The organism is Clostridia bacterium (assembly GCA_028698525.1).
Classification (GTDB): domain Bacteria; phylum Bacillota; class Clostridia; order JAQVDB01; family JAQVDB01; genus JAQVDB01.
On record JAQVDB010000020.1, the window covers coordinates 1 to 13,795 of the forward strand.

Below are 13,795 nucleotides of genomic sequence, written 5' to 3' on the forward strand. Positions count from 1 at the left end.
TTAATTATTTAAAAGTTTTCAGGAATCTATATAAAACAACAACAAAGGACTATATTATTGTAGGGGGCAGTGACAATGTTGAGCAATACAAATTTATGGATAAAAAGACGAGAATCCTCTGAATCCAATGTACAAGATATTATTGATAGCACAGGTCTGTCTCCTTTAGTTGTTAAAATTTTGGTTAACAGGGGTTTAATTACTGAACAACAGATAAATAATTTTTTGTATTCTGATACAGAGAAGATGCATGATCCTTATTTATTGAGCGATGCGGGTATAGCTGCTGATAGAATAAAAAAAGCGTTATCTAGGGACGAACTCATATGTATATATGGGGATTATGATGTGGATGGAATAACTAGTACCGCGATCTTATATATGACATTAAAAAAGATGGGTGGCAGGGTTGTATATTATATTCCTGACAGGATAGATGAAGGCTATGGTATGAATGAACAAGCAGTCTTCAATATAAAGCAACAAGGTGTGTCTTTGCTTGTCACAGTGGATTGTGGCATAAGGTCATTGAAGGAAGTAGATATATGTAAAGAATTAGGTATGGACGTGATAATAACAGATCATCATGAATGTGGTGATGTTATTCCTCAATGTACTGCTGTGGTAAATCCCAAGAAAAAGGGAGATGATTATCCATTCAAGGAACTTGCAGGAGTGGGAGTGGTATTTAAGCTAATTCAATTGATAGACAAAGATATAGATATTTTGGATTATATAGATATTATTGCATTGGGGACTGTCGCTGATATCGTTCCTTTGGAGGATGAGAACAGGATTATTGTGCGGGAAGGATTGAAGAAATTGAATACTAATCCTCATCCAGGTATAGGTGAGATAATCGAAAGGACGGGACTGTCGGGTAAAAAGATAACTTCAGGGCATATAGGGTTTGTAATTGCCCCCAGATTTAATGCAGCAGGAAGAGTAGGCAATGTGGATCATCCTATTCAGCTTTTTCTAGGTGAACAAGTGGATAGAGGAAAAATAGCTGAAGAAATGGAGAGGAATAATAGCTATAGGCAAAGGCTTGAGCAAGAAACATATAAAAAAGCAGTAAGCACTATAGAAAAGCAGGGGTATGATAAAAACTGCAAAGTGTTAGTGGTTGACGGGCAGGACTGGCACCAGGGCGTGATAGGGATAGTTGCTTCAAGATTGGTTGAAAAATACTATAAGCCATCTATAGTGATTTCAGTTAAAGGAGATATAGGCAAAGGTTCTGCAAGAAGTATTTCAGGCTTTAATATGGTTGAATCTCTTGATGATTGCAAAGATATTCTTGAAAAATATGGTGGTCATGAACAAGCTGCAGGATTAACTATAAGTAAACAATCTATAGGTGAGTTCAGGGATAGAATAAACAGTTTTGCCCAAAGCAATTTAGATGAAAGTTGTATGGTTCAGAAGTATTATTATGATGAACAAATAGATGGTGACTTGATTTCTTTGGAGAATATATATCAAATTGAAATGTTATCTCCTTATGGTGTTGGTAATCCACGTCCAGTTTTCAGGTGTGACGACATGACAATAGAGGATATAAAATGTTTTGGGAAAGATGATAAGCATCTTAAGTTGTTTTTATCAAAAGGAGAACATGAATTTGTTGCTATTTACTATGGAAATGGGCATTTAAAAGATGTTTTATCCAAAAAACAAAAAATAAATATATTATTCAATTTAGAGATAAATGATTGGAACGGTGTAGACAACATTCAATTGAATATAAAAGATCTGAAGCCTTCTATAGACTATTTTTATGCAAGATATTTGTATACAAAATATTTTGAAAACATTTCAAAAGGCTTTATTAGTGATATAATAGGAGGAAAATCACAAGAGCATCATATAGAATACAAGCTATTCAATAGAATAGATGGGTTTATAAAGGAAGAAGAGTATTTAGCGGATATTTTGAGGTCAGGTAATAAAAATTTGATATTAATAAATACAGCAAATGGAATAATAGATTTTTATAAGTTTTATACTAAATACCTACAAATTGATGAGTTAGCCGTTTCTTTTAAATGGAATCCTAATAAATATCAAAATAAAAATACAATAGTTATCAATTGCTGTATAGACAAGACAGATTTTAGTAGATACCAAAATATTATTTTTTATGATTTATGTTATAGCATGAATTATCTATATGAAGTTGCTAAAAAAGTTACTGGACAAAAAATATTTTTCTATTTTGAGCAATATAAAGAGCAGTATAACAAAGATGTGATTGAGGACATATGCTTGAATAGGCGGTATTTGGTGAATATATACAATATATTGAAGGCTGAATTCGATTTACGTTCTAACATGGAATTAAGTAGTTTAAATCAAATTATTCGACACAACTATCATATTGAACAAAATGGCTTTAACTTAATATGTGCGCTCAACATTTTTCAGGAATTAGGGTTTTTGAAATATGATTTGAAAGATACCATGTTATATGTATATTTTAATGATAATCCATCCAGAAGAAACATTGAGTCTAGCAAATGTTATCGTGCAATAGACCGGATAAAAAATGATTTTAAGTTATTTTTTACTGATTTTAAAAAACATGTTGAAGGAGAGAGTGCGTAATGAATTTAAAAGATAAAATAAGGGAAATTCAAGATTTTCCTCAAAAAGGTGTTAATTTTAAAGATATAACCACTTTACTCAAGGACCAAGAGGCCTATAAAGCATCCATAGATATGATGGTTGACAGCCTAAAGGATAAGAATGTCGATTTGATTGTAGGACCCGAGGCGAGAGGATTTGTCATAGGAGCTCCAGTTGCTTATGCTATAGGTGCCGGATTTATACCGGTCAGAAAGAAGGGAAAATTACCTGCTGAAACTATAAGACATGAATATGAACTTGAATATGGTAGTGATACCCTTGAGATACATAAAGACGCTATACTCCCAGGGCAAAGAGTGGCTGTTGTGGATGATTTGCTTGCTACTGGAGGGACTATATCGTCAGTTATAGAGCTTGTTAACCAGCTTAAAGGCGACGTAGTAGCTGTTAGATTCATCATTGAACTTGGGTTTTTAAATGGCAGAGAAAAATTGTCTGGATATGATGTTGAAACTCTCATTAAGTATTGAATATTTTGATTTATTAGCAAGAGGTGTTAGTGTTGTCATTTGAGCAATTAATGCAAAAAATAGAGCAAAAATATCCTAGTCAAGATATAGATATAATAAAAAAAGCATATGACTTTGCTTATGAGGCTCATAAAGAGCAATGTAGAATTTCTGGAGAGCCGTATATTGTGCATCCTGAAAATGTAGCCGAAATATTAGTGAGTTTGGGTCTGGATGTCAATACTATCGCTGCAGGTCTACTGCATGATGTTATTGAAGATACTTATTATTCCCGGAATGATTTAGAGGAGATATTCGGCAAGGAGATAGCCGACTTGGTTGATGGTGTAACAAAGCTGAGTCGTATTGAGTATAAAACCAAGGAAGAAGAGCAGGCAGAGAATCTCAGGAAAATGTTTTTAGCCATGGCTAAAGATATAAGGGTAATATTGATTAAATTGGCTGACCGACTTCATAATATGCGTACTCTAAAGTACATGAATGAAGAAAAACAGAAGGAAAAGGCAGAAGAAACTCTTGAAATATATGCACCTCTTGCCCATAGGTTAGGCATATTCAGAATCAAATGGGAGCTGGAAGATTTATCGTTATTTTATTTAGATGAAAATGGATATTACGATCTTGTGGATAAAGTTGCTAAGAAAAGAAAAGCAAGGGAAGAATATATCAGGAGAGTAATAAAGCAATTAGAAAAAAACATAAGTGAAATAGATATAGAAGCTAAGATTGAAGGCAGACCCAAGCATTTTTACAGCATATATAGAAAGATGGTATACAAGAATAGAAGTTTTGACCAAATATATGATATTACTGCAGTTAGAATAATAGTAAATACTATAAAAGATTGTTATGCAGCTTTAGGTATTGTGCACACTTTATGGAAGCCGATACCAGGTAGGTTTAAGGATTATATAGCTATGCCTAAACCTAATATGTATCAATCCTTGCATACTACTGTTCTTGGACCTAAAGGAGAGCCTGTAGAGATTCAGATCCGTACTTGGGATATGCATAGAACGGCTGAATATGGAATAGCTGCTCATTGGAAATATAAAGAAGGGGTCTCCAACGATACCGATTATGATTCTAAACTAGCATGGTTAAGACAATTACTAGAATGGCAGAGCGAGGCTAAGGACCCTAGGGAGTTTATGGAGACACTTAAAATTAACTTGTTTACTGATGAAGTATTTGTATTTACCCCTAAGGGAGATGTTATAGATTTGCCCACCGGATCTACACCAATTGATTTTGCATATAATATCCATACTGCCGTAGGTAATAAATGTATAGGTGCTAAAGTGAACGGAAAGATTGTAACTTTAGATTATCAGCTTAAAACAGGAGATATAGTTGAGATATTGACCTCTACAACTACTCGTGGGCCCAGCAGGGATTGGTTAAACATAATTAAAAGTTCTCAGGCCAGAAATAAAATCAGACAATGGTTTAAAAAAGAAAAAAGAGAAGAGAATATAATAAAAGGCAAAGAAATGTTGGAAAAAGAGGCCAAAAGAAGGGGATATATTATAAATCAATTGATGAAACCCGAGTATTACAACAAGATTTTAAAAAGATATAGCCTCAACACCATTGATGATTTGTATGTAGCCATAGGATATGGAGGCTTGACCATCAATCAAGTGCTGGGGAAGCTAATTGAAAAATATAAAGAACATAACAAGATAGAAGAACAGAAGGGAATAGACTCAATATCTCTTAACGAAAAAAATAAAAAATTACCATCCCAAAACGGTGTAAAAGTTAAAGGGATAGATAATATAATGGTGAGGTTTGCTAAATGTTGTACTCCCGTTCCCGGAGATGAGATAATAGGATATATAACAAGAGGAAGAGGGGTTTCAATTCATAGGATGGATTGTTCTAATATCAACTCTAAAAGTATGGAACAAGATAGGTTGATAGAGGTGGAGTGGGAAGACAGTTATCCTAATACCTATAACACCGAAATATGTATATTGGCGATAGATAGAAAGAATCTATTATCAGAGATTACAAGCCTTATAAGCGATTCAAATATATTGGTAAATGCAATAAATGCAAGGACTAACAGGGACAGAAGAGCAATAATCAATATTATTTTAGAAACAAAAAACATACAACAGCTTGACAAAATTATGAATAAATTTAAAAAGCTGAAAAATGTTATAGATGTATACAGAGTAAATTCTTAAGGGGAGTGTTATCATAGTGAGAGCTGTAGTTCAACGGGTTGACAGAGCCTGTATCAAAGTAGAGAATAAAGTGATATCCAGTATAGAAAAAGGCCTTTTAATATATCTTGGAGTTGGAAAGGACGATGACCAACAAGATGTTGATTATCTTTCGAATAAGATAGCTAATCTGAGGATATTTGAAGATGATAATGGGAAGCTCAATCTTTCTGTAAAAGATATAAATGGAGAAATCCTTGTAGTTTCACAATTTACACTGTTTGGCGATTGTAGAAAAGGTAGAAGGCCTAATTTTATGGGTGCTGCTCCTTCAGAGAAAGCAGAAGAGTTATATAAGAAGTTTGCAAAGAATATAGCCGAAGAAGGGTTGTGTGTGAAGACAGGAAAGTTCCAAGCTCATATGTATATAGACAGTATAAATAATGGACCTGTTACCATCTTAATTGATAGTGAGAAAGTTTTTTAAGGAGTGATGTGATTGGATGTAAAGATCTATCAAAATGGTTTGCTACAGGAAAATTGTTATTTAGTATACGATCAGGATATAGGAGTTGTAATAGATCCTGGGGGCAGCGGGAATTTGATAAATGATTTTATATCTAAAAAGGGTTTGAGTATAAAGTATATATTATTGACTCATGGCCATTATGATCACATAGGGGCAGTGAAAGAAGTAAAGGATTTTACTAAAGCCCAAGTTGCTATTCACAAAAATGACAGCAAAATGTTAACTGATCCCAGTAAAAATTTATCCCTATATTCAAAGGTTCAGCATGACAGAATTAATCCTGATTTAATGTTGGAAGAGGATATGGTGTTAGGATGTGGCAGATTTAATATAGTGGTGCTGCATACTCCAGGACATTCATTAGGATCTTGTTGTTTTGTCATACAAAAGATGATTTTTACCGGGGACACTATTTTTGCCGGTTCTATCGGACGAACTGATTTTGTAGGGGGAAGCCATGAGTCTATTATGGATTCTATAAACAATAAGCTGTTGGTTTATGATGATGATTATTTGATATATCCCGGTCATGGCCCTTCTTCTACCATTGGTAAAGAAAAACGGCAAAATCCGTTTTTAGCATAAATGATATGGCTGTAAAAGATAAGAACAATATCATTCAAATATATGTAGAAGGCCATAATTTCTATTATGATTTGATAGAATTGACAGGTGCTTTTGGGATTAAAGGAAAGGTCTATAATAATATTAAAGATCAAGCTGACCAACAAGATTATTTATTAGTTAGCTGTGTGAAGGTTAGCTCAAACATTGTTCATATAGAAACTATAATATCAAAGAAGGGCAGACAATTAACTAGCTACACTGACAAATGTATAATCAACGATAGAGGTCTAGATTATCTAGCTAAAAAGAGTACTATAAAGAGGCATGTAAAGATAGGTGCTTATTTATGCATGAAGCAAATTTTCAAGAAAGAACTCGAATGGGGTACTATAACAGGCGTGAGGCCCTTAAAAGTTGCACATAAGCACATGGATAAACTAGGGAATTGGGATGATGTTCAAAAATTATTGATGCAGCATTATCAGGTCAGTGAAAAAAAAGCTGGACTTTTAACCGATATTGCAAAATTTCAAAGAAAGTATATAGAGGATATAGATGATAAAAAGATAAGCATTTATATTTCTGTACCTTTTTGTGTTTCCAGATGTATTTATTGTTCATTTGTTTCAAACACTATAGGCAATTGTGAAGAATATGTGGAGCCATATGTACAAGCACTTTTATTTGAAATAAAACAATGCATACAATATTTATGCTCAAAAGACTATAAAATAGAAAATGTTTATGTGGGGGGAGGTACTCCTACTTCTTTAGATTGTGGCCATATTGAAAAGATATTAACAACCATAAATAGCAATATTAATTCATCTAATATAAGGGAATATACTGTAGAAGCAGGGCGACCGGATACTATTACCCGGGAAAAGTTGGAAATGTTTTTATGCAATGGAGTGAATAGGATAAGTATAAATCCCCAGACCATGAATCCCGATACATTGTTGCTGATCAGAAGAAATCATAGTCCTGAACAAGTTATCCAAAAGTATAAAATGGCAAAGGATGTAGGACTAGATTGGATAAACATGGATCTAATAATAGGTTTGCCTTCTGAAGATGAGCAGGATGTTAAAAACACAATAAATGAAATATTAAAGCTATCTCCTAAAAATATTACAGTCCATACTATGGCTTTAAAAAGATCATCCCTTTTAGTACAAAGCAAAGAAAATATACCATTGACGGATCAAGTGACTGTAAATAATATGATGGAAATTGTAAAAGAAAATTTGATAAGATGTGATTATAAACCATATTATCTATACAGGCAGAAGTATATGCTTGGAAATCTTGAGAATATTGGGTTTTGTAGAGATTCTTTCGAATCCATTTATAATATAAAAATGATGGGAGAAAATCAGACGATAGTTGCATTTGGTGCAGGAGCAGTTTCTAAGATTTTTTATTCTTCTGATAATAGGATTGAAAGAGTGATGAATGTAAAAAATTTGACTGATTATATAAATAGGGTGGAAGAAATGGTTCAAAAGAAATTGAGTGCTTTGGCTGCGTTGACAAAATATACAGAACAAGGTTATAATACATAATAAAAATGAAATTTTAATGGCTTTGAAAGGGAAAGTATATATGACTTCTGTTTTACAGGGAGGAGGTGACGTGACTGCAATCACCTCTAAAACAGACATGTAGAAAGACACCCTGGAGCTCGTCAGTTGAAGTGGAGATCATATTAAGCTGATGCGTATTTGCTGCGTTACTGCATTACAAAGAGAGATACAAGCTATCTAATTAGGGTGGCACCGCGGGAAAACCCGTCCCTTATGATGTTATAAGGGACGGGTTTTTAGTATCAATTTGAACAAAAGGAGGTACAAAAATATGAACATAAAAGCCCCAAGGGGAACTAGAGATGTTTTGCCTGAAGATATTTATAAATGGCATTATGTAGAGAACATTATCAGAAAAGCATGCAGTAGATTTGGATTTGAGGAAATAAGGACGCCGGTTTTTGAAAACACAGAATTGTTTTTAAGAGGTGTGGGGGATACAACCGATATTGTTCAAAAGGAGATGTATACTTTTAACGATAAGGGTGGTAGGAGCATTACCCTTAAGCCTGAAGGTACTGCATCGGTGGCACGGGCTTTTGTAGAAAACAAAATGTATGCGAAGCCTCAGCCAACTAAACTGTATTATATATATCCTCTATTTAGATATGAAAGACCTCAGGCAGGAAGATTGAGACAGCATCATCAATTCGGTGTGGAAGTTTTTGGTACTATGGATCCATCGATAGATGCTGAAATCATAAATTTAGCAATGGTGCTTTTTGATTCTTTGGGCATAAAGGGACTAGAACTGAATATCAACAGCATAGGTTGCCCTAAATGTAGAGTAGAGTATAATAAAGCTTTAAAACAATATCTGGAGGATAGGGTAGATAAGCTATGCAAGGACTGTAACGAGAGACTTGCAAGGAATCCTTTGAGGGTGCTGGATTGTAAAAACAAAACTTGCAAAGAGATTGTTGATGATGCACCTGTAATAATTGATTATCTATGTGGAGAATGCGATGAACATTTCGATAAATTGAAGAGATATTTGGATACGGTGGGATTGAGTTACAAAATAAATCCTAAAATAGTTAGAGGGCTTGATTATTATACTAAGACTGTGTTTGAGATAATATCAACGGATATAGGAGCACAAGGCACCGTCTGTGGAGGCGGGCGCTACGATGGATTGGTAAGTGAGATAGGTGGTCCTGATGTCCCTGGAATAGGATTTGGATTGGGGATTGAAAGGTTGTTATTGGCAATTGAAAATCAAAATATTACAATACCTGAGCCACAAAAATTTGATTTTTTTGTAGTGTGTATGAAGGAAGATTATAAGATGTATGCTTTTGACATTCTGCAAAAGATAAGATATCAGGGTTATAGCGCAGATATGGATCATATGAGCAGGAGCATGAGGGCACAATTTAAATATGCTGACAAATTAGATGCTAAATATGTGATTATAATTGGTGACGATGAAGTGAAAAATAGAGTTGTATCCTTGAAAAATATGGAAACAGGGGAACAAATACAAAAACAACTTGAAGATATATTATCTGACATCAAGAACAGGAAGGATGATTGAGGGTTGATGGAATCTCTTAAAGGTATAAAAAGAAATAACATGTGTGGTGCTTTAGGACTAAACAATATTGGGGAACAGGTAACTGTGATGGGATGGGTAAGTACTAGAAGAGACTTAGGCAGTCTAATATTCATAGATTTACGAGATATCACAGGCGTTGTACAAATAGTATTTGATGCAAAAGAATGCGGCAGCTTTTTCGATAAAGCGGAGAGCATTAGGAATGAATTTGTATTAGCTGTTACTGGAGAGGTAGTCAAAAGAGATCAAGATACAATAAATCCGGAAATTAAAACAGGACACATAGAGATAAGGGCAAAAGAGTTGAGAATTTTGAGCAAAGCTCAAACACCTCCTATTTATATTGAGGAAAACTCTAATGTTTCTGAAGCTATTAGATTGAAGTATAGATATTTAGATTTAAGAAGGCCTGATATGCAAAGGAATTTAATGTTACGCCACAGGGTTGCTAAAACTGTAAGGGACTTTTTAGATGATAATGGATTTATGGAGATTGAGACACCTATGTTGACAAAAAGCACTCCGGAAGGGGCAAGGGATTATTTAGTACCGAGCAGAATGCATCCCGGTAAGTTTTATGCTCTACCCCAGTCTCCTCAAATATTTAAACAGCTACTCATGGTATCGGGAATGGATAAATATTTTCAGATAGTAAAATGCTTTAGGGATGAGGATTTGAGAGCAGATAGACAACCAGAATTTACACAGATAGATATAGAAATGTCTTTTGTAGATGTAGATGATATTATAGATATAAATGAAAAATTGATTAAGGTTGTTTTCCAAAAAGCTATAGGTGTAGAACTAAAAACTCCTTTTAATAGGATAACTTACAAACAGGCTATGGATAAATATGGAACTGACAAACCAGATGTCCGCTTTGGATTAGAGATTCAAAATGTTAGCGATATATTTGAACAGAGTGAATTTAAAGTTTTTAAAGGTGCAGTATCTGGCGGTGGAAGTGTCAGGGCTATTAACGCAAAAAAATGTGGAGATATATTTTCCAGGAGAGAGATTGATTCTCTGGGTGATTTGGCAAAAGAGCTAGGTGCAAAGGGATTGGCCTGGATAAATGTAGCACAAGATGGACTAAAATCTCCAATAGCAAAGTTCCTGTCACAGAATGAAATCCAATCAGTATTAGATAGGCTGGATGCAGAAAAAGGGGACTTGCTTTTGTTTGTTGCAGATAAGGATAAAGTAGTTTTTAATGTATTGGGACAAATGAGGTTGGAACTTGCCAAAAGATTGAATCTAATAGATGATGATAGCTATGAATTTGTGTGGGTTACTGAGTTTCCACTGTTAGAATTTGATGATGATCAAAATAGATATGTAGCTATGCACCATCCTTTCACTTCTCCCGTGGAAGAGGATATTGATTTATTAGAAACTGATCCTTCAAAAGTGAGGGCTAAAGCGTATGACATAGTATTAAACGGTATAGAAATTGGGGGGGGCAGTATAAGAATACATGATACTGAATTACAACAGATGATGTTTAAAGCTTTAGGTTTTTCAGAGCAAAAAGCATGGGAGAGATTTGGGTTTTTGATGGAGGCTTTCAAATACGGTACCCCTCCTCATGGTGGTATAGCGTATGGACTTGACCGGCTTGTAATGCTGCTTGCAAAAGTAAAAAGCATAAGGGACGTGATCGCTTTCCCTAAAGTACAGAATGCGTCTTGTCCACTTACAGATGCTCCTTCGGAGGTAGATCAAGAGCAATTAAATGAACTGAATATCAGAGTTATGGACTAGGGAGCTTTAAGAAAAACTTGCTAAAATAAAATATGAGATTCAGGCTTGACGTTTCTGAACCTCATAGGAAATGAAAGGAAGTTTCGATGGTGAATGTTTCGGATAATTATGATAAGCAGATGATTATTAATAGGCTTAAGAGGATAGAAGGACAGGTTAAAGGTGTACAGAGAATGATTAAAGATGATAAATGCTGTTCAGATATATTGATACAGATTGCAGCAATAAGATCTGCCACAAATAAAGTAGGTGGCTTGATACTCAAAAATCATGCGATTGAATGCATTAAAGAGACGGTAAATTGCGAGGAAAATGATGACAAAATAGATGAATTGATTGATATACTGCTCATGTATATAAAATAAAACTATGTAAGGAGTATTTAATTTTGAAAGAAACAGGCAAGGTAATTTACAAAGAAAACGATAAAATAAAAATCAGGTTTGAAAGAAGTGATGCATGTGAAAAGTGTGGTGCATGCAAAATTGGACAGAACCAAGAGGGCATGGAAATTATCGTCCAGAACTCTGTAGGAGCAGATATCGGGGATATAGTTGAGGTAGAGATTGAAGATGTTAAATTGCTAAGAGCCGTATTAATTATGTATGCATTTCCTCTTTTGATGTTTATTATTGGATTGTTCGGAACAGTGTATCTATTCGATCTTTTGGGTATTTCTAATATGAAAGAAATAATTAGTTTTTTAGTAGGTATAGCTTTAATGACAATAACCTATATTACGATAAAGTATGTTGATTCTAATCGAGATACTAAAGATAGGTATAAGCCGAAACTTATATCTATCAAAAAATCATCTGAATAGTGGATTTTTGGGTTTTGTTTCTCTTGCTAAATATAATCTGTTTATTTATAATATACGTATCAAATTTTATAATCACTGTGTTTTATTTGTATTTATTAATTATTGTAACAGGAAGGAGAAAACGATGTTGGATTTGAATTTAATAAGAAATTCCGATACTGAATTAGCAGCGGCTATGGAAAAAGAGCTGATGAGGCAAAAATATAGTATAGAATTGATTGCTTCAGAGAACTTTGTCAGTCCTGCTGTGATGGCAGCCGCTGGAAGTCATCTCACCAACAAATATGCTGAAGGATATCCAGGGAAAAGGTATTATGGAGGATGTGAATTTGTCGATGTTGTGGAGAGACTTGCTATAGAAAGAATTAAAAAGATATTTGGAGCAGAACATGCAAATGTACAGCCTCATTCGGGTGCACAGGCAAACACCGCTGTTTATTTTTCTGTATTGCAGCCTAATGATACTATAATGGGTATGAATCTATCCCATGGTGGGCATTTGACCCATGGGAGCCCCGTCAATATATCAGGGAAATATTTTAAAGTAGTAGATTATGGAGTGGATAAAGACACTGAAGTGATAGACTATGAAAAAGTTTATCAAATAGCTGGGCAGGCCAAACCTAAAATTATAGTAGCAGGCGCAAGTGCCTACCCCAGATTTATCGATTTTAAGAAATTCAGAGAAATAGCTGACGAAGTAGGGGCATATTTGATGGTGGACATGGCACATATCGCTGGATTAGTAGCAGCCGGACTTCATCCAAATCCGGTACCCTATGCAGATTTTGTAACCAGTACCACTCATAAGACTTTAAGGGGGCCGAGGGGGGGAATAATTCTTTGTAAAGAGAAATATGCAAAAATTATTGATAAAGCAATTTTCCCTGGTACTCAAGGAGGCCCTCTTATGCACATAATTGCGGCAAAAGCTATGTGCTTTAAGGAGGCATTGAGTCAGGAATTTAGGGATTATCAGAAACAAATTGTCAAAAACTCAAAAGCATTATCGGAGTCTTTGCAGGAAATGGGCTTTAAACTTGTTTCCAACGGTACTGATAATCATCTGATGCTTGTTGATTTAACCAATAAAGGTTTAACCGGGAAAGAGGCAGAGAGTATGCTGGACAGCGTCGGCATAACTGCCAATAAAAATACCATACCCAATGAAACCAGGAGTCCGTTTGTTACCAGTGGCTTGAGGATGGGTACGCCAGCTATAACTACCAGGGGCATGAAAGAGCCTGAAATGGATATTATAGCAGGATTGATTGATTCTGTGCTTAAAGGGCAGAGTGAAGGAGTTAAAGAACAGATAATACAACTTTGTAATAAATTTCCGCTTTATGAATAAAAGGAAAAGGATGATCCTAGATTAAAAGGATTGTCCTTTTTTAAATTCCAAATATTTATCGCATGAATTCGCATATAAGTCGTCCCGTACGTAGCTGCTGTTATCCTTGCAAATATCAGTAGTATCGGGCACATATGACACCTTCCGTGCTCCGCAATCTACCGCACTATATTATATAAATACTGAATGTATAGTGCGGTACATTAAGTCGCATCTACAGGTATCATATGTACCCTCTACAAAGGTTCAGTTTATCCACCTGACAGGAACATATATATAGAAGGTTAGTGAATTGTTCATGAATATTCGGTTAAAATAACT

General features: G+C 34.8%; 11 protein-coding genes and 1 other annotated feature. All 11 genes read left to right on the plus strand.

Going from position 1 to position 13,795, the window contains the following annotated elements; translation table 11 throughout:
• The first annotated feature begins 75 nt into the window (after positions 1-75).
• The 11 genes from recJ to PHP06_04345 all read left to right on the plus strand — a co-directional run bounded on the left by recJ (position 76) and on the right by PHP06_04345 (position 13,474).
• On the plus strand, positions 76-2,607 hold the full coding sequence (recJ, locus tag PHP06_04295) for a single-stranded-DNA-specific exonuclease RecJ (protein MDD3839776.1): 2,532 nt from the start codon (positions 76-78) through the stop codon (positions 2,605-2,607).
• A complete protein-coding gene (locus PHP06_04300) occupies positions 2,607-3,119 on the plus strand; it encodes an adenine phosphoribosyltransferase (protein MDD3839777.1) in 513 nt (170 codons plus the stop codon). The genes recJ and PHP06_04300 overlap by 1 nt, the downstream gene beginning before the upstream one ends.
• A 50-nt stretch (positions 3,120-3,169) precedes the next feature.
• Positions 3,170-5,314 (plus strand): bifunctional (p)ppGpp synthetase/guanosine-3',5'-bis(diphosphate) 3'-pyrophosphohydrolase, encoded by a 2,145-nt coding sequence (locus tag PHP06_04305; protein ID MDD3839778.1) that lies wholly within the window; start codon positions 3,170-3,172, stop codon positions 5,312-5,314.
• A gap of 16 nt (positions 5,315-5,330) precedes the next feature.
• Positions 5,331-5,780: a D-aminoacyl-tRNA deacylase gene (dtd, locus tag PHP06_04310; GenBank protein MDD3839779.1), complete on the plus strand. Its 450-nt coding sequence runs from the start codon at positions 5,331-5,333 to the stop codon at positions 5,778-5,780.
• 12 nt (positions 5,781-5,792) lie between these two features.
• Positions 5,793-6,407, plus strand: a complete 615-nt coding sequence (locus PHP06_04315) for an MBL fold metallo-hydrolase (protein ID MDD3839780.1) — start codon at positions 5,793-5,795, stop codon at positions 6,405-6,407.
• Between the two features lie 5 nt (positions 6,408-6,412).
• Positions 6,413-7,954 (plus strand): coproporphyrinogen dehydrogenase HemZ, encoded by a 1,542-nt coding sequence (hemZ, locus tag PHP06_04320; GenBank protein ID MDD3839781.1) that lies wholly within the window; start codon positions 6,413-6,415, stop codon positions 7,952-7,954.
• Between the two features lie 13 nt (positions 7,955-7,967).
• Positions 7,968-8,190 (plus strand) — a binding site (T-box leader).
• 56 nt (positions 8,191-8,246) lie between these two features.
• Positions 8,247-9,512, plus strand: a complete 1,266-nt coding sequence (hisS, locus tag PHP06_04325; GenBank protein ID MDD3839782.1) for a histidine--tRNA ligase — start codon at positions 8,247-8,249, stop codon at positions 9,510-9,512.
• 6 nt (positions 9,513-9,518) lie between these two features.
• Positions 9,519-11,297, plus strand: a complete 1,779-nt coding sequence (aspS, locus tag PHP06_04330; GenBank protein ID MDD3839783.1) for an aspartate--tRNA ligase — start codon at positions 9,519-9,521, stop codon at positions 11,295-11,297.
• A gap of 86 nt (positions 11,298-11,383) precedes the next feature.
• Entirely contained in the window at positions 11,384-11,662 is a 279-nt protein-coding gene (locus PHP06_04335; protein MDD3839784.1) for a metal-sensitive transcriptional regulator, read from the plus strand.
• A gap of 23 nt (positions 11,663-11,685) precedes the next feature.
• Positions 11,686-12,120 carry a SoxR reducing system RseC family protein gene (locus tag PHP06_04340; protein ID MDD3839785.1) on the plus strand — a complete coding sequence of 145 codons (435 nt, stop codon included), beginning with the start codon at positions 11,686-11,688 and terminating at the stop codon, positions 12,118-12,120.
• A 127-nt stretch (positions 12,121-12,247) separates the two neighbouring features.
• The gene (locus tag PHP06_04345) at positions 12,248-13,474 is read left to right on the plus strand and encodes a serine hydroxymethyltransferase (protein ID MDD3839786.1); all 1,227 of its coding nucleotides are present in this window, start codon (positions 12,248-12,250) and stop codon (positions 13,472-13,474) included.
• The last annotated feature ends 321 nt before the right edge of the window (positions 13,475-13,795 follow it).